At 65.6% G+C, this 22,760-nt stretch carries 24 protein-coding genes; 19 read left to right on the top strand and 5 right to left on the bottom strand.

The window, feature by feature from the left end; translation table 11 throughout:
* Positions 1-139 precede the first annotated feature (139 nt).
* The 15 genes from pyrH (at position 140) to D5S08_RS07020 (ending at position 12,892) form a co-directional block, all read left to right on the top strand.
* The gene (gene pyrH, locus D5S08_RS06950; protein ID WP_175578892.1) at positions 140-874 is read left to right on the top strand and encodes a UMP kinase; all 735 of its coding nucleotides are present in this window, start codon (positions 140-142) and stop codon (positions 872-874) included.
* Positions 874-1,434 carry a ribosome recycling factor gene (frr, locus tag D5S08_RS06955; RefSeq protein ID WP_121116874.1) on the top strand — a complete coding sequence of 187 codons (561 nt, stop codon included), beginning with the start codon at positions 874-876 and terminating at the stop codon, positions 1,432-1,434. Before pyrH ends, frr begins: the two co-directional genes overlap by 1 nt.
* Before the next feature lie 50 nt (positions 1,435-1,484).
* The gene (uppS, locus tag D5S08_RS06960) at positions 1,485-2,171 is read left to right on the top strand and encodes a polyprenyl diphosphate synthase (RefSeq protein WP_121117091.1); all 687 of its coding nucleotides are present in this window, start codon (positions 1,485-1,487) and stop codon (positions 2,169-2,171) included.
* Positions 2,158-2,931: a phosphatidate cytidylyltransferase gene (locus D5S08_RS06965; protein ID WP_241557268.1), complete on the top strand. Its 774-nt coding sequence runs from the start codon at positions 2,158-2,160 to the stop codon at positions 2,929-2,931. Before uppS ends, D5S08_RS06965 begins: the two co-directional genes overlap by 14 nt.
* Before the next feature lie 7 nt (positions 2,932-2,938).
* Positions 2,939-4,093, top strand: a complete 1,155-nt coding sequence (locus D5S08_RS06970) for a 1-deoxy-D-xylulose-5-phosphate reductoisomerase (RefSeq protein ID WP_121116876.1) — start codon at positions 2,939-2,941, stop codon at positions 4,091-4,093.
* A 4-nt stretch (positions 4,094-4,097) separates the two neighbouring features.
* Positions 4,098-5,213 carry an RIP metalloprotease RseP gene (rseP, locus tag D5S08_RS06975; RefSeq protein WP_121116878.1) on the top strand — a complete coding sequence of 372 codons (1,116 nt, stop codon included), beginning with the start codon at positions 4,098-4,100 and terminating at the stop codon, positions 5,211-5,213.
* 212 nt (positions 5,214-5,425) lie between these two features.
* Complete coding sequence (gene bamA, locus D5S08_RS06980; RefSeq protein WP_121116880.1) at positions 5,426-8,143, top strand: outer membrane protein assembly factor BamA; 2,718 nt, start codon at positions 5,426-5,428, stop codon at positions 8,141-8,143.
* On the top strand, positions 8,143-8,823 hold the full coding sequence (locus D5S08_RS06985) for an OmpH family outer membrane protein (protein ID WP_121116882.1): 681 nt from the start codon (positions 8,143-8,145) through the stop codon (positions 8,821-8,823). Before bamA ends, D5S08_RS06985 begins: the two co-directional genes overlap by 1 nt.
* Entirely contained in the window at positions 8,823-9,299 is a 477-nt protein-coding gene (gene fabZ, locus D5S08_RS06990; protein ID WP_121116884.1) for a 3-hydroxyacyl-ACP dehydratase FabZ, read from the top strand. The genes D5S08_RS06985 and fabZ overlap by 1 nt, the downstream gene beginning before the upstream one ends.
* A 93-nt stretch (positions 9,300-9,392) precedes the next feature.
* A complete protein-coding gene (gene rpmE, locus D5S08_RS06995) occupies positions 9,393-9,620 on the top strand; it encodes a 50S ribosomal protein L31 (RefSeq protein WP_121116886.1) in 228 nt (75 codons plus the stop codon).
* A 175-nt stretch (positions 9,621-9,795) separates the two neighbouring features.
* Complete coding sequence (rpmF, locus tag D5S08_RS07000; RefSeq protein ID WP_121116888.1) at positions 9,796-9,975, top strand: 50S ribosomal protein L32; 180 nt, start codon at positions 9,796-9,798, stop codon at positions 9,973-9,975.
* A gap of 27 nt (positions 9,976-10,002) precedes the next feature.
* Positions 10,003-11,103 (top strand): phosphate acyltransferase PlsX, encoded by a 1,101-nt coding sequence (plsX, locus tag D5S08_RS07005; RefSeq protein ID WP_121116890.1) that lies wholly within the window; start codon positions 10,003-10,005, stop codon positions 11,101-11,103.
* On the top strand, positions 11,100-12,065 hold the full coding sequence (locus D5S08_RS07010) for a beta-ketoacyl-ACP synthase III (RefSeq protein WP_121116892.1): 966 nt from the start codon (positions 11,100-11,102) through the stop codon (positions 12,063-12,065). Before plsX ends, D5S08_RS07010 begins: the two co-directional genes overlap by 4 nt.
* 130 nt (positions 12,066-12,195) lie before the next feature.
* On the top strand, positions 12,196-12,498 hold the full coding sequence (locus D5S08_RS07015; RefSeq protein WP_175578893.1) for an integration host factor subunit alpha: 303 nt from the start codon (positions 12,196-12,198) through the stop codon (positions 12,496-12,498).
* A 25-nt stretch (positions 12,499-12,523) separates the two neighbouring features.
* Positions 12,524-12,892 (top strand): MerR family transcriptional regulator, encoded by a 369-nt coding sequence (locus D5S08_RS07020; protein WP_121116896.1) that lies wholly within the window; start codon positions 12,524-12,526, stop codon positions 12,890-12,892.
* Here the strand turns inward: D5S08_RS07020 and D5S08_RS07025 are convergent.
* Positions 12,889-13,764, bottom strand: a complete 876-nt coding sequence (locus D5S08_RS07025) for a mechanosensitive ion channel family protein (protein WP_241557269.1) — start codon at positions 13,762-13,764, stop codon at positions 12,889-12,891. The two genes, D5S08_RS07020 and D5S08_RS07025, sit on opposite strands and share 4 nt — an antisense overlap.
* Positions 13,765-13,962: 198 nt before the next feature.
* Between D5S08_RS07025 and D5S08_RS07030 the strand changes: the two genes are divergently transcribed.
* A complete protein-coding gene (locus D5S08_RS07030) occupies positions 13,963-15,591 on the top strand; it encodes a lysine--tRNA ligase (RefSeq protein ID WP_121116897.1) in 1,629 nt (542 codons plus the stop codon).
* On the opposite strand, the gene D5S08_RS07035 is transcribed toward D5S08_RS07030, so the two are convergent.
* The 4 genes from D5S08_RS07035 to ettA form a co-directional block, all read right to left on the bottom strand.
* Positions 15,557-16,246: a prolyl hydroxylase family protein gene (locus D5S08_RS07035; RefSeq protein ID WP_121116899.1), complete on the bottom strand. Its 690-nt coding sequence runs from the start codon at positions 16,244-16,246 to the stop codon at positions 15,557-15,559. The two genes, D5S08_RS07030 and D5S08_RS07035, sit on opposite strands and share 35 nt — an antisense overlap.
* A 108-nt stretch (positions 16,247-16,354) precedes the next feature.
* Positions 16,355-17,254 (bottom strand): RcnB family protein, encoded by a 900-nt coding sequence (locus tag D5S08_RS07040; protein WP_421757452.1) that lies wholly within the window; start codon positions 17,252-17,254, stop codon positions 16,355-16,357.
* A 223-nt stretch (positions 17,255-17,477) separates the two neighbouring features.
* Complete coding sequence (locus D5S08_RS07045) at positions 17,478-17,669, bottom strand: acylphosphatase (protein ID WP_338322950.1); 192 nt, start codon at positions 17,667-17,669, stop codon at positions 17,478-17,480.
* Positions 17,670-17,752: 83 nt separating this feature from the next.
* On the bottom strand, positions 17,753-19,432 hold the full coding sequence (gene ettA, locus D5S08_RS07050; RefSeq protein WP_121116903.1) for an energy-dependent translational throttle protein EttA: 1,680 nt from the start codon (positions 19,430-19,432) through the stop codon (positions 17,753-17,755).
* Positions 19,433-19,542: 110 nt separating this feature from the next.
* Between ettA and D5S08_RS07055 the strand changes: the two genes are divergently transcribed.
* From D5S08_RS07055 to D5S08_RS07065, 3 genes are all read left to right on the top strand, one after another.
* The gene (locus D5S08_RS07055; protein ID WP_121116905.1) at positions 19,543-20,184 is read left to right on the top strand and encodes a YitT family protein; all 642 of its coding nucleotides are present in this window, start codon (positions 19,543-19,545) and stop codon (positions 20,182-20,184) included.
* Between the two features lie 70 nt (positions 20,185-20,254).
* The gene (locus tag D5S08_RS07060; RefSeq protein WP_121116907.1) at positions 20,255-21,379 is read left to right on the top strand and encodes a polysaccharide pyruvyl transferase family protein; all 1,125 of its coding nucleotides are present in this window, start codon (positions 20,255-20,257) and stop codon (positions 21,377-21,379) included.
* Positions 21,372-22,760: a Coenzyme F420 hydrogenase/dehydrogenase, beta subunit C-terminal domain gene (locus D5S08_RS07065; RefSeq protein WP_121116909.1), complete on the top strand. Its 1,389-nt coding sequence runs from the start codon at positions 21,372-21,374 to the stop codon at positions 22,758-22,760. The genes D5S08_RS07060 and D5S08_RS07065 overlap by 8 nt, the downstream gene beginning before the upstream one ends.

A 22,760-nucleotide genomic window follows, 5' to 3' on the forward strand; every position in this document is an offset into this window, starting at 1 on the left:
CGTTTTCATGTGCGGTCGGGCTCCTGTGCCCCTACTCTTGCCGGTGACCCCTCTTGGCAGTCACCCCGCGCGCTCTATAAGGGCGCAAGCAACCCCCAACACCGCCCGCCAACGCCACTGCCCGGAGTACCCCGCATCCATGTCCGTTTCCGCGCAGATGCCGCCTGTTCGACGCGTCCTGCTGAAGCTGTCGGGCGAGGTGCTGATGGGCGAGAAGCAGTTCGGCATCGACACGGACTTCGTGGCGGAACTGGCGGCGGAGGTGAAGGCCGCGCGGGATACCGGGCTGGAGCTGTGCCTGGTGATCGGCGGCGGCAACATTTTCCGCGGCATGGCCGGTGCGGCGCAGGGCATGGAGCGCGCCCAGGCCGATTACATGGGCATGCTGGCCACGGTGATGAACGCCCTTGCCATGCAGAGCGCGCTGGAGAAGCTGGGCGTTGAGACCCGGGTGCAATCTGCAGTGCAGATGGACCAGGTGTGCGAGCCGGTGATCCGTCGCCGGGCCGAGCGGCATCTGGCGAAGGGCCGCGTGGTGATCTTCGCGGCGGGTGTCGGCGCACCTTATTTCACCACCGATTCCGGTGCAGCGCTACGAGCGGCCGAGATGCAGTGCGACGCGCTGCTGAAGGGCACCAGCGTGGATGGCGTGTACGACGCCGATCCGAAGAAGGATCCGACGGCCAAGCGTTTCGAAACAGTCACCTACGACCGGGTTCTGGGTGACAATCTGAAGGTGATGGATGCCTCCGCCGTGGCGCTGTGCCGCGACAACCGGATCCCGATCGTGGTGTTCTCCATCCGCGAAAAGGGCAATCTGGCGCGCGTGCTGGCGGGCGAGGGCGTCCAGACGATCGTGCAAGGGGAAGCCTGATGGCGCAGAAGTATGACAAGGCCGACGTCGAGCGGCGGATGAACGGTGCAGTGGACAGCCTGAAGAGCGATCTGTCGGGCCTGCGCACGGGCCGCGCCAATGTGGCGCTGCTCGATCCGGTGATGGTGGAGGTCTATGGCGCGCTGATGCCGCTGAACCAGGTTGCCACTGTCTCCGCGCCCGAGCCGCGCATGCTGAGCGTGCAGGTGTGGGACCGGTCCAACGTGATCCCGGTGGAGAAGGGCATCGCCCGTTCCAACCTGGGCCTCAACCCCAGCATCGACGGCCAGACGTTGCGCCTGCCGCTGCCCGATCTGACGGAAGAGCGCCGCAAGGACCTGGCCAAGCTGGCCGGCAAATATGCCGAGGGCGCCAAGATCGCCATCCGCAACGTCCGTCGCGATGCGATGGAGCTGCTGAAGGATGACGAGAAGAAGAAGCAGATCAGCGAGGATGATCGCAAGCGGCTGGAGGACGAGGTCCAGACCATCACCGATCGCTTCGTGAAGGATGTCGATGCCGCCACGGAGGCAAAGGAAAAGGAAATCCTGCAGCGGTGAGTGATGGAGCGGCTCCGCTGGGCGCTATGGACGCTGCCGCGGCGCCCGGCATGCGTGCAGGGGCAGGGCATGGCGCACGTCATGTCGCCATCATCATGGACGGCAATGGTCGCTGGGCCCGCCGCTTCCACCTGCCGCGGGCCATGGGGCACCGGCGTGGCGTGGAGGCGGTGCGCCGCCTTGTGCGATCGCTGGGTCCTATGGGGCTGGAGTGCCTGACGCTGTACGCCTTCTCCGCGGAGAACTGGAAGCGGCCGGAGGATGAGGTCAGCGACCTGATGGGCCTGATGCGCAGCTTTATCCGATCCGACCTGCCGGAATTCATCGCCAATGATGTCCGGCTGAGGATCATCGGTGATTACAAAGCCTTGGCGCCCGACATTGTGGAAATGCTGGAGGACGCGCTGGCGCGTACAGCCGGGGGATCACGCACCCTGGCAGTGGCGCTGAACTATGGCTCGCAACAGGAAATCGCCCGGGCCGCCAGCAAGGCGGCAGCCGCCGGGGCCATTACTGCCGACAGCATCGCAGCCAATCTCGACACCGCCGACCTGCCGCCGCTGGACCTGCTGATCCGCACCAGTGGGGAGGTGCGGCTGTCCAATTTCCTGCTGTGGCAGGCCGCTTATGCCGAAATGTGGTTCACGGACGTGCTGTGGCCCGATTTCACCCCCGCCCATCTGGAAGAGGCGCTGACCAGCTTCGCCAATCGGGAGCGGCGCTTTGGCGGGCGTTGAGGCACCAGAGCGCAAGCGCGACCGGCTGAAGGCGCGCGCGCTCCGCTACGCTGCGGTTCCGCTGGCGGTGCGTACGGGGGATCTGCCCAAGCGGCTCGGCTCTGCAATCGTGATGCTGGTGCTGGCTGGCGGAGCGCTGGCGCTGGGCGGGGCGGTGCTGCAGGGCTTCCTCGCGCTGGTGGCGTTGGCAGCCCTGGGTGAGGCGGTTCGACTGGTCCTGCGGGCAGCGCCCGGCGGGCGCTTGCGCGTTGCCGGCATGGTCATCGCCACGCTCTACATCGGGCTCGGCGCCGCCTTCCTGATGCAGATGCCGCGGGCCGTTCTGGTGGTGACGGTGGTGACGGTGATCGCTACCGATACCGGGGCCTATTTCACCGGGCGCACGATCGGCGGCCCGCGTATCGCGCCGCGGATCAGCCCATCCAAGACATGGGCGGGCCTGGCCGGCGGGATGGTTGCGGCGGGGCTGTGGCTGGCGATTGTGGCGGCACTGCTGGAGCAAGCCATGCGGGCGCTGTCGCCAAGCGAGCCGGTCGGCCTCGCGCCAGGGCAGATGCTGGCAGGCGCGCTGATCGGAGCGGGCCTGGCCATTGCGGCGCAGGCGGGCGACTTCCTGGAAAGCTGGCTGAAGCGCAAGGCCGCGGTGAAGGATTCGTCGCGGCTGATCCCTGGTCATGGCGGCGTGCTGGACCGGGTCGACGGGATCATTCCGGTCGCGCTTATCGTCGGCTTGCTCGGCCATTACGGCGACGTCTGGTGATGGCCGGATGACTCGTTCCATCTCGATCTTCGGCGCCACCGGGTCCATCGGCGCCTCCACCCTAGACCTCCTGGCCCGACAGCCGCAGCACTGGCGCGTCGAGGCGCTGACGGCGAACTGCCAGGCGGCCGAGCTTGCCCGCTTGGCTCTTGCGCACAAGGCTCGCATCGCGGTGGTCGCGGATGAGCGCTGCCTGCCCGAACTGCGCGAGGCCCTGTCGGGAAGCGGGATCGAGGCTGGGGGCGGGGCAGCGGCGCTGGTCGAGGCCGCCTCACGCGGTGCGGACCTGACTGTCGCGGCCATTGTCGGCTGTGCGGGCCTCGCCCCCACCATGGCTGCAATCCGCGCGGGCGGCACGGTTGCGCTCGCCAACAAGGAGGCACTGGTCTCTGCCGGCGAGGTGATGATCACCGCCGTCCGCCGCCACGGCGCCACGCTGCTGCCGGTCGATTCGGAGCATAACGCCATCTTCCAGTGCCTCGCCGGCAATGACATCGCCGATGTGCGGTGGATCACGTTGACAGCGAGCGGCGGCCCCTTGCGCGAATGGCCGCTGGAACGCCTGCAATCGGCCACGGTCGCGGAAGCGGTGGCGCATCCCAACTGGTCGATGGGCGCCAAGATCAGCGTTGATTCCGCCACCATGTTCAACAAGGGTCTGGAATTCATCGAGGCGCATCACCTCTTCCCGGTCGGGCACGAGCGCCTGCGCATCGTGGTGCACCCGCAGAGCGTGATCCATTCCATGGTGGAGTATCGCGACGGCTCCACCCTGGCGCAACTCGGCCCGGCCGACATGCGCGTGCCGATCGCCTCCGCACTGGCATGGCCGGCGCGCATGGACACGCCGTGCGCCCCGCTGGACCTGCCCGCCATCGGCCAACTGACCTTCCAGGCGCCGGACGAGGTCCGCTTTCCCGCCACGAAGCTCGCGCGGGAGGCGGTGGCGGCCGGCGGTGCGGCACCCGCGGTGCTGAATGCCGCCAATGAAGTGGCGGTGGCGGCTTTCCTGGCCGGTCAGATCAGGTTCACGCAGATTACGCAAATCGTGGCTCAAGTGCTTGAAACATGCGACCTTCCCCCGCCTGCCAGCCTGGATGACGTGCTTGTCGTCGACGCCGAGGCGCGCCACAGGGCCGCTGACATGCTGGAGCCCGCCTGACCTCATGATCGAGACCCCGCCGCTCTGGATGTGGCTGCTCGGCTTCCTGCTGGTGCTGGGACCGCTGGTGACGCTGCACGAGCTTGGCCACTATCTTGTCGGCCGCTGGTGCGGGGTGAAGGCGGATGCGTTCTCCGTGGGCTTCGGCAAGGAACTGGTGGGCTATACCGACCGGCGCGGTACGCGCTGGAAGCTGTCGGCATTGCCGCTGGGCGGCTATGTGCAATTTGCCGGCGACATGAACCCGGCCAGCCAGCCTTCGGCGGAATGGCTGGCCTTGCCGGCGGCGGAGCGCGCGCAGACCTTTCAGGCCAGGGCGTTGTGGCAGAAGGCGCTGATCGTGGCCGCCGGCCCCGTGGTGAACTTCCTGGTGGCGATCGCCATTCTTGCGGGATTGAACTCGGCCTACGGTCGGCTGGAGGTTGCGCCGGTGGTGCAGGTGCTGGCGCAGGATGGCGCAGCGGCGCAGGCCGGCATCGCCATCGGTGACCGCATCGTCAGCATCGATGGCGACGCGATCGACGGCTTCGACGAGGTGCCCGGCCGCATTGCGCCGCATCCCGGTGAACCGGTGACGATGGTGGTCGATCGCGACGGAGAGCAGCTGAGCTACAGCTTCACCATCCGCCAGGTTACCGAACAGGACCGTTTCGGCAACCGGTTCGAGATCGGCCAGATCGGCATCGGCGCCGGCGGCGGCCGGCTTGTCCCCGTCGGACCGGTGGAATCGATCGGCCTGGCTGTTCAGCAGACCGGACAGATCATGCGGGCCATGGTGGTGGGATTGTGGCAGATCATCAGCGGGCGCCGTTCGGTGGAAGAGCTGGGCGGCCCGATCAAGATCGCCAAGTTCTCCGGCGAGCAGCTCAGTCTCGGCTGGCCGCAATTCATCCATTTCGCTGCGCTGATCTCAATTAACTTGGCATTCATTAACCTGCTGCCAATTCCGGCACTGGATGGTGGGCATCTGGCCTTTTACGCTGCGGAAGCGATCCGCCGGAAGCCCGCCAGCCAGCGTAGTCAGGAATGGGCGTTTCGCACCGGCATCGCCTTTGTGCTGGCGCTGATGCTGTTCGTGACCATCAATGATGTGGCGACGCTGCCCATATGGGGGCGATAGGCCGCGACCGCCTGCCTTGTCGCGGGGTGGCGGACCGGAATGGAAGATTGTATCGCGGCATGCTTTTCCCCAACGCTTGCTTGATCGCCCGCCCGGCATGAGGCAAGGGCGCTGGCTTGTGGTGCAAGGGGGTGCTGGCACGATTTCGCGGGGGTGGCGAGACAGCTGGGCATGATTGCCAAGTTCATGCAGACGGATTGGAACCGACGGGAATGACCGCCAGGAATACTGAAGTGATTGCCCTGCCGTTGATGGCGGCGCTGCTCGGCTGCACGGTGCTGGCCGGCGTGCCGGCGAGTGCGCTGGCACAGGACGTGCCGGCCGCGCCAGCAGCACCGCAAGCCACGCCGCCCGGGCAGGGCAGCGCGCCGGCTGCACCCGTCGCTGCGGCTCAGGGTGATGTGGTCCGGTCGATCGCGGTGGCGGGCGCCCAGCGGCTCGAACCGCAGACCATCCTCAGCTACATCAAGTTGCGGCCGGGCGACACCTACAGCCCCGCGGTGGCCGACCAGGCGCTGAAGGATCTGGCCGCGACCGAACTGTTTTCCGATTACCGGATCGACAACGAAGCCGGCAATCTGGTCATCACCGTGGTGGAAAACCCGGTGATCAACCGCATCGTCCTGGAAGGCAATCGCCGGATCAAGGATGACAAGATCCTGCCCGAGATCCAGCTGGAACCTCGGCAGATCTTCACGCGGTCCAAGGTGCGGGCGGACGTCGCCCGCATCATCGAGCTGTACAAGCGCCAGGGCCGCTTCGCCGCCACGGTGGAGCCGCAGATGGTGCAGCTCGACCAGAACCGCGTCGACGTGGTGTTCGAGATCACCGAAGGGCCGAAGTCCAAGGTTCGCCAGATCAACATTCTCGGCAACGAGGCGTTCAGCGACGGTGACCTGCGGGACGAGATGGTGACCAAGGTCGCATCCTTCACGCGGGTCTTCTCCTCCGCAACCAGCTACGACCCCGATCGGCTGGCCTTTGACCAGCAGCAGCTGCGCGCCTTCTACCTTCAGAACGGCTATGCCGATTTCCGGGTCGTATCTGCCGTGGCGGAGCTGACGCCCGACAAGCGCGACTTCATCATCACCTATGTGATCGAGGAAGGGCAGCGCTACAAGTTCGGCGAAGTGGCGGTGGACAGCCAGCTGCGGGACTTCGACTCGGACCGGATGACCGGCAACCTGCCGATGAGTGCCGGTGACTGGTACGATGCCAAGCTCGTCGAAGACACGATCGAGCAGATGACGGAACTGGCCGGCACGTTCGGTTACGCCTTCGCGGATGTGCGGCCGCAGTTCAGCCGCAACCAGGAAGACCTGACCATGGATGTGCGCTTCGTGATCAACGAAGCGCCGCGCGTCTATGTCGAACAGGTGAACGTCAACGGCAACACGCTGACGCAGGACAAGGTTATCCGGCGCGAGTTCCGTATCACGGAAGGTGATGCGTTCAATTCGCTGCAGGTGCAGCGATCGACCGCACGCATCAACTCGCTGGGCTATTTCCAGGAAAACTTCGAGGTCAGCCAGGTCGATGGCTCCAGCGTCGACCGCATCGTCCTCGACGCCAATGTGCAGGAACAGGCCACGGGCGAGCTGTCGCTGTCGGCCGGCTTCTCCTCCATCGAAAGCTTCATCTTCCAGGGTTCCATCCGGCAGCGGAACTTCCGTGGTCGCGGGCAGACGGTGGGACTGTCGGCAAGTTACTCCCGCTTCTCGCGTTCCGGCAACATCAGCTTCACCGAGCCGTATCTGTTCGACAAGAACATCTCGGCCGGTGTCGATATCTACCGTCGCGATTTCAACAATGGTTACCTGGATCGCAACAGCGCGACCTACGAGCAGGCGCAGACCGGCATCTCGCTGCGCGTGGGCGTGCCGCTTACCGAATACATGACGGCTGTGGGGCGCTACACGTTCAATTATGACGACATCACGCTGGATGAAGACCTGTACTTCATCGACGGCGAGTGCGCGCCGCTGATCGCCGGGCGGTTCCTGTGCGATGCGATTGGCACCCGGACCAGCTCAATCCTGGGCGGTTCGCTGATCTATTCCACGCTGAACAGCCGCCAACGTCCGACACGCGGCGAGAACGTGATCGTGAGCGTCGATGTGGCCGGTCTTGGCGGATCGGTGAAGTATGCGAAGATCACCGCCAATGCCGACAAGTACTGGAACATCGGCAGCGGCTTCATCTTCAATGTCAGCGCCCAGGGTGGCTACATCAAGGGGCTGGGCAATGGCGGCAACGTGCTGCTGACCGACCGCTTCTTCCTGGGCGAACCGCAGATGCGCGGCTTCGACATCCGGGGCCTCGGCCCGCGCGTGATCCGTCGCTACTACCAGACGGATGCTGCGCAGTCGGGCGGTTATGCGCTCGATGAAGCCGGCAATGGCGTGCTGTTGCCGCTGCGTGATCGTGGCAACACGGACGACGCGCTGGGCGGCAATGCGATGTATCTGTTCCAGGCGGAGCTGGAGATCCCGCTCAGTTCGGGCGCGCGCGAACTCGGGCTGCGGCCCTCCATCTTCCTGGATGCGGGCGCGGTCTTCAATGTCCGTCGACCGGCGCTGAACTCCACTCCGTTCCCTGACGGCCAGATAATCCAGGCTCGCGACAACAGCGGCAACCTGCTTTATTCGCAGCCGGTGTTCAACGATGCCGGGCAGCAGACCGGCACGACCACCGTGACCAGCCCGACATCGCCGACCGGAAGCACCAACGCACCGCTCGCCCGCATCAACCTCCCGCCGTTCGTGGAGCAGTTCTATGGCGACACGCCGAAGCCGCGCATCGCGATCGGCATCGGGGTCGACTGGAACTCCCCGTTCGGGCCGTTCCGGATCAATGCTGCCTATCCGCTGCTGAAGGTGGAAGGCGACGACACACAGCTCTTTTCGTTCAACGTGGGAACCCAGTTCTGATGACCAAGCTTTTCAAGCCTGCGCTGGCTGCCGGCCTCGCTCTCGCCGCGCTGACCGCGCCCGCTATCATCGCCCCCGTGGCTGCACAGGCCCAGCAGGGTATTGGCGTCGTCAACATCCAGGCCGTGGTGGCCAGCTCCAACGCGTATCGGACGGCGCAGGACCAGCGCCAGACGACCTACAAGGCACAGATCGACCAGGCCACCCAGCGCCGCACCGCGATCCAGCAGCAGCTGGAGCCGCTGTTCACGCAGCTGCAGACCGCCAGCCAGCAGGCGAATGCCGATCAGGGTCAGCTGCAGCAGCAGGCCCAGCAGATCCAGCAGATCGAGCAGTCCGGCCAGCGCGAGCTGCAGCAGATTCTCGGCCCCGTGGCGCTGAGCCAGGCCTATGTGGAAGAGCAGATCCAGGCGCAGCTGCCCGCCGCCATCGAGAACGCTGCCAAGGCGCGCAGCGTCACGCTGGTGTTGACGCCGGACACGGTGCTGTATGCGGACGCAGCCTACAACATGAACCAGGCGGTGCTCGACCAGCTGAACACCCTGCTGCCTTCCGCGCAGATCGTTCCGCCCGAAGGCTGGGTGCCGCCGCAGCTGCGTGAGCAGCAGGCTGCTCAGGCTGGGCAGGCGCCGGCGCAGGCACCCGCAGCCGCCGCAACGACGCCGGTTCAGGGGCGCTGATGACGGACGCCGTTTCCGACACCCCGGATGCCCGCAGCATGGATATTGCGGGCATCCTTGCGGCGCTGCCGCACCGTTATCCCCTGCTGTTGGTGGACCGGGTGGCAGGACTGCTGCCGGACGAGCGAATCCGCGCGATCAAGGCCGTCAGCTTCAATGAAAGCTTCTTCCAGGGACATTTCCCGGGGCGCCCGATCATGCCTGGCGTGCTGCAGATCGAAGCGCTGGCCCAGGCGGCCGGCATCCTGGCGGTCGAGACGCTCGGCCTCGCCGGCAGCGGCAAGCTGGTCTATTTCATGGCGATCGAGGACGCGAAGTTCCGGGCGCCGGTAGAGCCTGGCTGCCTGCTGATGCTGGACGTCAGCTTCGTGCAGAAGCGGGCGCGCGTGTGCAAGTTCCGCGGTGTCGCCACCGTGGATGGCAAGGTCACCTGCGAAGTGAACTTCACCGCGATGATCGCCGACGCGCCTGCCTGACTTGCCAAGCGCGTGCCCAGGCACTAAGGGGCGCCGCTTCCCATCCCATTGCGCGGCCGGTCGGAACCGGCCCCATGCACGAGGACCAATGCCATGAAGGCCGATATTCACCCCGACTACCACATGATCAAGGTGCAGATGACCGACGGCACCGTGTTCGAAACTCGCTCCACCTGGGGCAAGGAAGGCGACACGCTGGCGCTCGACATCGATCCCACGAGCCACCCGGCCTGGACCGGCGGCACGCGTCAGCTGGATACGGGTGGCCGCGTGGCGCAGTTCAACAAGCGCTTCGGCGGGCTGTCGCTCAAGAAGAAGTAAGCTCGCGGCCCCAGATGCGGGGCCGCAGCAGAGGTTGCGTCTTGGCGGGAAATCGCTATAGCGCGCGCCTTCGCCGCACCTATGTGTCGCCTGTTCCTCTCGTGCTTGCACGCGGAATGGCGGCATCCGGGGTGGCTGCAACATTGATTAGCCAATTCAAGGAACAGGTGCCGCAATGGCCGTCCCCAAAAGGAAAACTTCCCCGCATCGTCGCGGTAATCGCCGGTCGCATGACGCGTTGAAGGTCGATGCCTTCCACGAATGCACCAATTGCGGTGAGCTGAAGCGTCCGCACAATCTGTGCGTCGCTTGCGGCCACTACAATGGACGCGAAATCGTCGCTGCTGCTTCCTGATCGTCGGGTGAGCAGGAGTAGGCGCGCATGAGTCTTCCGCGTATCGCCGTAGACGCGATGGGTGGGGACGAGGGCGTGCGCGTGATGGTATCCGGCGCGGCCCTGGCCCGCCGGCGTCACGACAGGTTCCAGTTCCTGCTGGTCGGGGACGGCAACAGGATCGAGCAGGCTCTGGATCAGCATCCAGGCCTGCGCGGTGCGTCCGAGATCCTGCATTGTGACGATGTGGTCGCCGGGGACGAGAAGCCGACCCAGGCGCTGCGCCGGGCGCGCACCACCTCCATGGGCCTTGCCATCGATGCCGTGAAGCGCGGGGCGGCTGGAGCCGCTGTCAGCGCCGGCAATACCGGCGCGCTGATGGCGATGAGCAAGCTCGCGCTGCGGACCATGCCGGGGATCGACCGGCCTGCGCTGGCGGCGCTGATGCCTACGCTGGGCGACAATGACGTCATCATGCTGGATCTTGGTGCCAACACCGAATGCAGTGCGCAAAACCTGGTCCAGTTCGCCATCATGGGCGCGGCCTATGCCCGCATCGTGACCGGGCGCGAGCGGCCGCGTGTGCGTCTGCTGAATATCGGCACCGAGGACACTAAGGGCACGGGCGACCTGCAGAGCGCCGCGCAGGCGCTGCGTGACGCGCATGGCCTGTCGCTGGATTTCGAAGGCTTCGTGGAAGCCAACACCATCAATCGCGGCAATGTCGACGTTGTGGTGACGGACGGATTCTCGGGCAATATCGCGCTCAAGGCCATCGAAGGGTCGGCGCGGTTCGTGACCGACCTGCTGAAGGATGCATTTCGCTCCTCCCTGCGGTCCAAGATCGGATTCCTGATCTCGCGTCCCGCGACGGAGCTGCTGCGCCACCATCTGGACCCCAACAATCACAATGGTGCGGTCTTTCTTGGCCTGAATGGCGTGGTGGTGAAGTCCCATGGCAGCGCCACGGCCGCCGGTGTGGCCAATGCGGTCACCGTGTCGGCCCGCCTGTTGGAAGAAGATCTGACGCAGCGCATCATCGCCGATCTGCACGAACTGGGGACGGATCGCCTGCGTGCCCGGGTGGCGCCCGCCGCCTCGGCCGGGGATGCGGGTGCTGCCACGCCCGATCCGGAGGCGGCGGAATGATCCGCTCGGTTTTCCGCGGAGTCGGCCATGCTCTGCCGCGGCAGGTGGTCAGCAATGACGATCTGGCCGCTCGGCTCGACACCAGCGACGAGTGGATCCGCGAACGCACCGGCATCACCCAGCGCTACATTGCGGGCGAAGGGGAGACCACCGGAACGCTGGCGACCGCTGCTGCCCGGGCTGCGCTGGCCGATGCCGGTATCGATGCGTCGGCGGTCGACCTGATCGTTCTGGCCACTGCCACCCCCGATCACACGTTCCCCGCAACCGCGACGCTGGTCCAGCACGAACTCGGTTGCGCGGGCGCGGCGTTTGATGTGGCGGCGGTCTGCTCCGGCTTTCTGTATGCCCTGGGCACGGCCGATTCCATGCTGCGCACCGGCATGGCGACCACTGCGCTGGTGATCGGCGCGGAGACGTTCAGCCGTATCCTCGATTGGGAAGACCGCACCACCTGCGTGCTGTTCGGTGATGGCGCGGGTGCCTTCGTGATGCAGGCGCAGGACGTTGCCGAGGCGGATGGGCCGGGTGTGCTGGTCACGCGGCTGCACGCCGATGGGCAGCATCGCGGCCTGCTGCATGTCGATGGCGGTCCGTCCACCACCGGGACCGTCGGCAAGCTGCGCATGAAGGGCCGTGAGGTGTTCCGCCATGCAGTGGTGAACCTGGCCGAGGTGCTGGCCGAAGTGCTGGACGAGGCGGGGTTCAAGCCGGACGACATCGACTGGGTTGTGCCGCACCAGGCCAATTTCCGTATCCTGGACGCGACCGCGCGCAAGCTGGGCTTGCCGATGGAACGCATGGTCGTGACCGTGGACTGCCACGCCAACACCTCCGCTGCTTCCGTGCCGCTGGCCTTCGCCGTCGCGCGGCAGGATGGCCGGATCAAGGATGGCGATCTGGTCATGCTGGAGGCGATGGGCGGCGGATTCACCTGGGGCGCCAGCCTGCTGCGGGTATGATCCGCCCGATCGGGCTGCAAATGTGTGCAGTTGCAGCAGATTTGCGCCGAGCTGTTATTGCGCCTGACAGCCGATTCGGGCAAGATAGCTGCGGGGACTGGCGGCGGCTTTCGGGGGAAATGGCATGCACATGATGCGCTCTGTGGGAACATTGACGCGGGCCGACCTGGCCGAAACGCTGAATCGCAAGCTGGGCCTGTCCCGCGCCGAAAGTCTCGACTTGGTGGAGGCGATATTGGCGAAGATGTGCTGCGCCCTGTCCGAAGGCGAGAACGTGAAGATCTCCAGCTTCGGCAGCTTCGTGCTGCGTGACAAGCGCGAGCGGGTGGGGCGCAATCCCAAGACCGGCATCGAGGTGCCGATCACGCCGCGCCGCGTGATGACCTTCCGTGCCAGCCAGAAACTGAAGGACCGCATCGGCGCCGCCGTCTGAGGACGAGGCGAGATCGGGCTCACCCATGAAGGACGGCAAGGAACCGGGCGCGCTGCGCACCATCGGCGAATTGTCAGCCATGCTGGACGTGAAGCAGCATGTGCTGCGCTATTGGGAACAGCAATTTCCCATGCTGCAGCCGCTGAAGCGCAGCGGCGGTCGGCGCTACTATCGCAGCGATGATGTTGCTTTGGTCATGCGCATAGACGCATTGGTCAACCGCGCAGGCTACACGCTGAAGGGCGCCCGTGCCGCGATCGAGCAGGAGCAGGCCGCGCCATCAGGCCAACCGCCGGCGGCCGCTTCCATAGCGGCCTCGCCGTCGACGGACCACGAGCTTCGCGCGTCGTTGCAGGTCATCCGCGATCGCCTGGCGCAGGCGCTGGCGGCCTAGTCCTCGATCTGGGGAGCCGTGACGCGGGTCAGCGGCAGCGGTTCCTTGAAGGTGTGGGTCAGGTAGGGGAAGGGGATCTCGATCCCGGCGGCATCCAGCTTGTCCTTGATCGACAGCAGCACCTCCGTCCGCGTTTCGCGCATGTCGCGCGGGGCGGCGTCGGTCCACCATTGCACCAGGAAATCGATCGAGCTGGCATTGAATTCGCGTGCGTAGATGCCGACGGGCTTGTCGGCCGCCACATGCTCCAGGCCTTCGAAGGCGGACCGGATCACCGACATCGCCTGGGCCAGATCGGTATCGTAGCTGACCCCGACCAGCAGTTCGTCACGCCGCAGGGTCTGGTCGGTCAGGATCTGTACCGGGTTCTTGAACAGCATGGAGTTGGGCAGCAGGGTCAGCTCGCCCGTCAGCTGGCGGATATAGGTCTCGCGCAGATTGATCCGCTCCACCCGGCCGCGAATGCCATCGACCTCGATGATGTCGTTGATGTGCATCTTCTCGCGCAGCATGATCAGCACGCCGGCGAGGAAGTTTTCGAAGATATCCTGGAACGCGAAACCGATGGCCACCGCCCCGATTCCCAGTCCGGCGAACAGACTGGCGGGGGTCATGCCGGGCATCACCACGGTCGCGGCGATCATGATCCCGGCGACCCAGATGGCCAAGCGAACCAGCGTCTCCACCAGCTGCTTCAGGCTTTCGCGCATGTGAGTGTGCGCGGTCAGCCGGTCGGCGATCTTCACGGCGAATTTGGCGAGGAACCAGGTGACCACAAGGATCAGGATGGCAATCGCCAGGTTGGGCAGCAGGGCGACGAAGCCTCTGACCATCTCCTCGGTCCGGCGCTGCAGCAATGTGAGATAGATCACGGAAAAGCCGATGCCCCTTGTCGTTGCCGGACGCCCTCCGGAGACCGCATGTCCGGCCGAAGGGCGGCTCGGGGCAGCGTGGCACCGCCCTGATGGCTGGATTTACGGCCGGGCGCAGCGCCGGTTCCAGCGCAAGCGGGGGCGCGCCCTCTCTGCCACCCCTTGCGGAGCGTGCCGCCATCCGCAAAAGGCACGATCATGTTTGACGAAGCACTGATCGCCGCCGCCCGCACCTCCAAGGCCTGGCCGTTCCAGGAGGCGATGAAGCTGGTCAAGCGATACCCGAACGGCCGGCCCGATGGTCAGCCGGTGCTGTTCGAAACCGGGTACGGCCCCAGCGGCCTGCCGCATATTGGCACCTTCCAGGAGGTGCTGCGCACCACGCTGGTCCGGCGCGCTTACCAGATCGTCGCCAGCACGGATGGGACGCCGGCTCCGACGCGGCTGGTCGCGTTCAGCGATGACATGGATGGTCTGCGCAAGGTGCCGGACAACGTGCCCAATGGGGAGGTACTGTCAGCCAATCTCGGCCGCCCGCTCAGCCGTATTCCCGATCCGTTCGGCACGCATGAAAGCTTTGCGCATCACAACAATGCCATGTTGCGCACCTTTCTTGATCGGTTCGGCTTCGATTACGAGTTTGTCTCCGCGTCCGACCGCTACAATTCAGGTGCGTTCGACGATGCCCTGCGCGGCGTGCTGCGGCACTACCAGTCCATCATGGACGTGATGCTGCCGACCTTGCGGGAAGAGCGCCGCCGCACCTACTCCCCGATCCTGCCGGTCAGCCCGACCAGCGGTGTGGTGTTGCAGGTGCCGGTGGAGGTGCTCGATGCCGAGACCGGCCTCGTCCGGTTCGAGGATGAGGGGCGCATGGTCGAACAGTCCGTGCTGGGTGGACAGGCCAAGCTGCAGTGGAAGGTCGACTGGGCGATGCGCTGGGTGGCACTGGGCGTCGATTACGAGATGTATGGCAAGGACCTGACCGACAGCGGCACGCAGTCCGGCAAGATCGCCGCCGTGCTGGGCGGTCGCCGGCCCGAGGGCATGATCTACGAACTGTTCCTGGACGAAAATGGCGAGAAGATCAGCAAGTCCAAGGGCAACGGGCTGACCATCGAGGAATGGCTGACCTACGGCAGCGAGGAATCGCTGGGCTTCTACCTGTTCCGCGAGCCCAAGAGCGCCAAGAGCCTGCATGTGGGCGTGATCCCGCGTGCGGTGGACGAGTACTGGCAGTTCCGGGCGAAGATCCCGGAGCAGCCGCCGCAACAGCAGCTGGGCAATCCGGTCTGGCACCTGTTGCGTACCAACGGCGAGGCAGGCGGCGGTGGCGACACGCTGCCGGTGACGTACGGCCTGCTGTTGAACCTGGTGGGCGTGCTGGGTGCCGGGGCGACGCGCGATCAGGTCTGGTCTTATCTGGGCAATTACATCGCCGATCCTGATCCGGCGCAGCACCCGCAGCTGGATCTGCTGGTCGGCGCGGCGCTGGCCTACAACCGCGATTTTGTCGCCCCTACGCTGCAGCGGCGTGCGCCGGACGCGAACGAGGCAGAGGCACTGGCGGAACTGGATCGGCAGCTTGCAGCGGCATCCGACACCAGCGCGGAGGGGCTGCAGACCATGGTGTACGAGATCGGCAAGCGCCCGGAGTACGGCTTCGAGAGCCTGCGCGACTGGTTCAAGGCACTCTATGAAACGCTGCTGGGATCGCCGCAGGGGCCGCGCATGGGCAGCTTCATCGCGCTGTACGGCATCGACAGCACGCGCAGGCTGATCGCGGAGGCGCTTACAGCCAGCGCCGGACCCGATACCACCGTGTGATGATGTACTTCACCCCGGCCGTCACCGGGCGGCCGGCGTGGATCGTCCAGGGATTGGGTGTGCCGTCCACGCCCGCATTGTTCCACACCAGCAGCGCGCCCGGCGCCGGGGTGATGGACAGGTCGAGCCGCGGGAAATCGGTGGTGCCGCCGCCTTCGACCTGGTTCAGGAAGGCCATCGCGGTGACAGCGCGCTGACCACCGCGGGCACGCTCCATCTCCCAATACGGGGTGTTGGAGGGGAACCAGTCCGTGTGATGCTGGAATTGCTGGCCCACCTGATAACGCTGGCCCTGGACGGTCTCGCCGGTCTCCGGCTCCAGCCCCAGCAGATCGTCGATCCGGCGCTGGATGCGCTTCACGAAGGGCGCATCCGTGTCGACATCACCGGAATAGCTGGTGCGATAGCCGGATTCATACGGCATGTCATAGGCACCGCTTGGCCTGGCGGTCTCGTCGATCATCGTCATCAGCTGCGTGCATTCGCCCGCCGACAGGAAATCGCCGATTGCCCACAGTTCCGCCTTGTCGGCCGGAATGCGGTAGGCGGCAGTATTGGCGCCAAGCCGTTCGCGCAGGGTGCGGCCGATCCGGCGCAACTGCGCCTTGTCGGGATGGCTGCTTTCGTCAGGAAGCTGATCGGGATCGGTGCTCATGCAAGCAATCCTGTTCCATCCCCGCACCCTGCTGACAAGCGGCAAACCCCCGGCCGTTACCGACCGGAGGTTCCGCCCTGCCGGGCCACTCGCACCGGCAGAAGCCGCTTACCAGTAGAAGTCGTAGATGGCGTCCACCACTTCGCCGGAATAGGTGTCGACCAGCAAGACATCGTCGTAATACCGAACCCAACGGTACTGGCCGTACACCGGTGGCAAGCGATACTGACCCGGATCGTTGATCCAGTAACGGCTGCCGAAGAACAGGCTGTTCAGAGTGAAGCCGATGTTCAGACGGCGGTACGACCAGTCACGATAGGGCGAGTAGTAGCGCCCGCCGCGATAGAGCGACCGATTGGCGTTCCGGTAGCTCGTCCAGTTATAACGATTGTCATTGCGCCAGCCGCGATCCCACCGGCTGCCGTTACGGTTACCGGCGTAGCGGTTGTCACCCCGACGATTGTCGTAGCGGCGATCGTCGTTCCGGCGGTTGTCATAACCACGATTGTCGTAGCGGCGGTTGTCATAACCGCGGTTATCGTTGCGACGATTGTCATAACGGTTGCGGTCATTGCCGCCGCGGTCGTTGCGGTTCCAGTCGGGACGGCCGTTGTTGCCGTTCCAGTTCCGGTCCCGGGCACGATCGGCCCGGATGTCACCACGACGTTCCACCTGGTCCGCCCGGCGGTCGCCACGCTGTTCGATGCGGCGGGCGCTACGGTCACCGACCTGCTCCACCCGGCGGGCAACAGCTTCGGCGCGCCGATCGATCTGCCGGCCTTCGCCAAACCGGCCCTGAGCCCGACTCTGCTGTGCGCGGCGGTCACCCTGACGCTCGATGCGCTGGGCCTGACGCTCGCTTCTGCGATCGACCTGCCGGGCGCGCTGTTCGCTGCCACGGTCGATGCGGCCGGCACGCTGTTCGCTGCGCCGTTCGATCCGGTCGCCCCGGCGGTCACCCCGATCCTGCGCCTGCGCCGCGATGGGCGGCGCGGTCAAGCCAGCCACGAGCGCGGCGTAGCCAACCATCTTCAGTAAGTCTGTCACGCGCATCGCTGAAGTCTCCTGTATGCGGTTGCGCCGCGTGAGTGGCTGCGGCCAATACAGGGGAGATAGGCTGAGTCGGCTTTCCGTTAACTGAACCGGCTAGTTATCTGAACAAAATGAAGATGTGCTGTCGGTCAATCGCAAGCTGGCGGCATCTGAAGGTTCGACCGAAGAGGAAGGCAGCTTACAGCCGGCGAAACCCGGTGACGGTTTTGGCCTCGCAAGCCTGTTCCGCCACCTGCTCGACGCGCGCATCTGGCGGACCGTCATGCATCCGCGCTACCATCTGCTGCACCGCACCTGCTTCACCTTGCAGCAGGGCCGCCACCGTCCCGTCATTCTGGTTCTGCACCCAGCCGGTCAGACCCAGCGCCACGGCGTTCTCCACCGTTCAGTCGCGATACCACACACCCTGCACATGCCCGCGGACGGTCACGCGCAGGGCGGTGGCATCACCCATCAGCGGGTCAGCTTCTTGTAGGCCAGCTTGGTGGGACGATCGGCGGCATCGCCCAACCGACGGCGCTTGTCTTCCTCATACGCGGCGAAGTTGCCTTCGAACCATTCGACATGGCTGTTGCCTTCGAAGGCGAGGATGTGCGTGGCGAGGCGATCGAGGAAGAAGCGGTCATGGCTGATGACCACGGCGCAGCCGGCAAAGTTCTCGATCGCGTCCTCCAGCGCACCCAGCGTTTCCACGTCGAGATCGTTGGTCGGTTCGTCGAGCAGCAGCACGTTGCCGCCCTGCTTCAGCATCTTGGCCATGTGGACGCGGTTGCGCTCACCACCCGACAGCTTGCCGACATTCTTCTGCTGGTCGCTGCCCTTGAAGTTGAACGCGCCGACATAGGCCCGGGTCGAGGTCTCGTGCTTGTTGACGGTCATGTAGTCGAGCCCGTCGGAGATTTCCTCCCACACGTTCTTCTTGGGATCGAGATCGTCGCGGCTCTGGTCGACATAGCCTAGATGCACGGTGGAACCGATCTCCAGCGTGCCTTCGTCAGGCTGTTCCTTGCCGGTGATCAGCTTGAATAGCGTGGACTTGCCCGCGCCATTGGGGCCGATCACGCCCACGATGCCGCCCGGGGGCAGCATGAAGGACAGGTTCTCGAACAGCAGCTTGTCGCCATAGGCCTTGGTCAGGCCCTTGGCCTCGATCACCTTGCCGCCCAGCCGCTCCGGCACCTGGATGACGATCTGCGCCTTGCCCGGCTTGCGGGTGTTCTGCGCTTCCTGCAGCGCCTCGAACTTCTTGATGCGCGCCTTGGACTTGGTCTGGCGGGCCGCCGGGGTCTGCCGGATCCACTCCAGCTCTTCCTTCAGCGCCTTGGACCGGCCGCTCTCCTCGCGGTCTTCCTGGTCCAGCCGCTTGGCCTTCTTGTCGAGGTAGGTTGAGTAATTGCCCTCGTAAGGGAAATAACGTCCGCGATCGATCTCCAGAATCCAGCCGACCACATTGTCCAGGAAATAGCGATCGTGGGTGATCATCAGCACCGCGCCCGCATATTCCTTCAGATGGTTTTCCAGCCACTCGACGCTTTCTGCATCGAGGTGGTTGGTCGGTTCGTCCAGCAGCAGGATGTCGGGCTTCTGGATCAGCAGCTGAGTCAGCGCCACGCGGCGCTTCTCGCCGCCGGACAGGCTTTCCACGCCACTGTCGGAGGGCGGGCAGCGCAGCGCTTCCATTGCGATCTCCAGCTGGTTGTCGAGCGTCCACCCATCAACCGAGTCGATCTTTTCCTGCAGCGTGCCCATCTCTTCCATCAGGGCGTCGAAGTCGGTGTCGTCCTTGGGATCGCCCATTTCCGCGCTGATGGCATTGAAGCGGTCGACCATGTCGGCCACTTCGCGCGCGCCGTCCTTGACGTTCTCCAGCACCGTCTTGGTCGGGTCCAGCTCCGGCTCCTGCGGCAGGTAGCCGACGGAGATGTTTTCGCCCGGCCAGGCCTCGCCCGTGAAATCGGTGTCGATCCCGCCCATGATCTTCATCAGGGTGGACTTGCCCGCGCCGTTGGGGCCGACGATGCCGATCTTGGCCCCCTGGTAGAATTGCAGGTTGATGTCCGACAGCACCGGCTTGGGCGCGCCGGGGAAGGTCTTGGTCATGTTCTTCATGACATAGGCGTATTGGGCGGCCATGCGTCTCTATCTCGAACAAAGGTAATTGGAACTGCCGCGCCGAATAGGCGCTGGCGCCGTCATCGGCAACCCGCTTGGCGGCGGGGCGTCGGTCCTGTAGCGGCGCGCCAGTGACAAACGAAACCAACCCACTCGATCCCGAAGGCATGCTGCGCGATCCCAACGAGCATACGCCGTTGGAGGACATCTATGCCATGATCACGGGCTGCACGCTGCTGGCCATCGGCCTCGTGCTGATGCAGGCGGCGAACATCGTGACGGCCGGTGTCGCGGGCATCGCGCTGCTCATGTCCTATGTGCTGCCGCTGGGGGTGGGGCCGTTGTTCTTCCTGATCAGCCTGCCCTTCCTGGCGTTCGGCGGCCAGGTGCTGGGGCGCGAATATGTGATCAAGACCGTGGTCGCCAGCGGGCTGATCTTCGGCATTGCCGCCGTCGCCCAGCGGGCCATGCACATTGCCGATATCCATCCCGCCTTTGCCGCACTGGCGGGGGGAACCTGTGCCGGCATGGGCATCCTGGCGCTGGTGCGGCACAATTGCGGTGCCGGGGGCATCACCACGCTGGCGCTGTACCTTCACCGCACGCGCGGGTGGAGCGTGGGGCGGCTGCAACTGATGGTGGATACGGTGATCGTCACCTCCGCCTTGCTGGCGATCCCGCCCGAACGGATCGGCTGGTCTGCCCTGAGCATCCTGGCGATCAACATGATCCTGATCGCTTGGCACAAGCCCGGCCGGTATCTCGGCTACTGATCGTGGGCAGGGTGCAGGCGGGGCAGGGCCCTTGCAAACCATCGCCGCCCGCGTCTAGACGCGCCTGACGATGGGTCGCTGGCTGGACGAAACAATCGGGGTACGGCCCCGCCAATCCAATCCGCCGGTGGCAGAGCGGGGCGGCGATGGCGTGATCGGCGTCCTGACCTTCCATCGCTGCATCAATTACGGATCGTACTGGCAGGCGCGCAGCCTGGTCGAAGGGCTTCGCGCCGGCGGCCATAATGCGGTGCTGCTCGACCATCAGAGCGAGGAGGTGCGCCGGCGCGAATGGCGCTGCGCCTTCCAGCCTTTGCTGCCGCAACGCTCCGCCCGGTCCGATCTGCCGGCCTATGGCCGCAAGGCGCGCAAGCTGCTGGAGGCGGTTGACCGGTTGCCGCTGTCCGCCCCGTTCGAGCTGGAGCAGCCGCACACCATGCCGCGGGTCGATACCGTGGTGATCGGCAGCGACGAAGTCTGGAACCTGCATCATCCGTGGTATGGCGGCAGCCGCCCCTTTTATGGCGAGGGGCTGCCGGCCGGCCGCGTGATGTCCTACGCCGCCAGCTTCGGCAATTACGATGCGGGCAACGGCCTGGGCGCCGAATGGGCCGGGCGGTTGCGCGCGCTGGATGCCATTTCGGTGCGCGATCGCAACGCGCAGGAACTGGTTCGCGGAGCCATCGGCCTGGAGGCACCGCTGGTGCTCGATCCGGTGCTGCAATTCCCATTCGCCCGGATGGGGCGTTCGGCCGAACCATTCATCCTGGTCTATGGCCACAACTTTCCTGACTGGTACGCACAGGCGGTACGCGCCCATGCCGATGCACGGGGATTGCGGCTGGTCAGCATCGGCTACCGCAACGATTGGGCGCATGAGCAATGGCTGGATGCCTCGCCGCAGGAGTTTGCGGAGGCGATGACCGCAACCGCCGCGCTGGCGACCAACTTCTTCCATGGCTGCGTCTTCGCGCTGCTGAATGCGCGGCCTTTCGCCTGCGTCGCCTCGTCCTATCGCGCCAACAAGCTGCGCGACCTGATGGAAGTGGCGGGCACGGAGCATCGGCGGGTGGAGGAGCACGCATCGGGCCAGGTCGGCACACTGCTGGACACGCCCTTGGCGCCCGAGGTCTCCGAGCGGCTGGCCAATATGCGGGCGCAATCCTCCGCCTTTCTTGCCACCGTCCTTGGCTGACCCTCCGGTCGCGATCAGCCCGGGCCAGGTCGTCGGATCGGGCCTGTGCATCGGGTGCGGCGCCTGCGCCAGCGGCTCCCCCGGCGATATCGCGTGGGACGAGTTCGGCCAGTTGAAGCCGACCGGCCCTGCCGAATGGCTGGACCGCCCGACCGCACGGCAGGCGGCAATCTGCCCATTCTCTCCCACCGCCGCGAACGAGGACATGATCGCGGCCGCTCGCTTTCCTGCCGCGCCATTGCAGGATGTGCGGCTGGGCCGGGTGGAGCAGTGCCATGTCGGTCATGTGGCGGAGCCGGGCTTCCGGGATAATGGCTCCTCGGGCGGGATGGTCAGCTGGGTCGCGGCGGAGCTGCTACGGCGCGGGCTGGTCGATGGTATCGCGCATGTTGCGCCCACCGACGCCGACGTGGAAGGCCGGCTGTTCCGGTACCGCATCGCCCGCAACGTGGCCGAGGTGGGGCAAGGGGCCAAGAGCCGCTACTACCCCGTGGACATGGCGCAAGTGCTGGACGAGATTCGTCGCGTGCCCGGACGCTACGCCGTGATCGGCATTCCCTGCTTCATCAAGGCGGTGCATCTGGCGCGAGCGGACGATGCTGTTCTGGCGGAGCGGATCACGCATGTGCTGGGCCTGTTCTGTGGACATATGAAGAGCGCGCGGCTGGTGGACAGCTTCGCACAGCAGATGGGGGCCGAGCCCGCCGCCGTGGAAGCGGTGAACTACCGCGTCAAGAATGCCGACCGCCCGGCCAACTGGTACCGCACGCAGCTGTCCCTGCGTGATGGTAGCGCGGTGGAGCAGGACTGGTGGCATCTGGTGGAGGGGGACTGGGGGTCCGGTTTCTTCCAGAACAGCGCCTGCAATTTCTGCGACGATGTCGTGGCGGAAACCGCCGACATCTCCTTCGGTGATGCATGGGTGGAGCCTTACTCCAGCGACGGGCGCGGCACCAATGTGGTCGTGATCCGCTCCCCCGAACTGTCCGCCATCGTAGGCGAGGCGATGGCAGATGGCCGGCTCGCCTTGGAGGAGGTGGATGCCGACTTCGTGGCGGATACGCAGGCCGCGGGTTTCCGGCATCGGCGCGAAGGGCTGGCCTGGCGGCTGGCGCATCGCTCCCGCACAGAAGGGCTGATGCCGGTCAAGCGGGTCGCGCCGTCAATTGCCGGCGTGCCGCGGCGCAGGCGGGCGGTCTATGCCATGCGCCGCACCATCAGCTGGGCCAGTCACCGGCTGTTCGCCTTGTCGCGCCGGGACGGCAGCCGCGCGATCTACCAGACGCCGTCACGCTGGATGGTCGCGCTCTATGGGGCGCTTACCTATGGCCGCGGGCGGCTGGGCCGTCTGCTCGATCGCATCGACGGCACCAGCCGCTAG

Origin of the sequence: Croceibacterium ferulae (genome assembly GCF_003660445.1) — a bacterium.
Lineage (GTDB): Bacteria > Pseudomonadota > Alphaproteobacteria > Sphingomonadales > Sphingomonadaceae > Croceibacterium > Croceibacterium ferulae.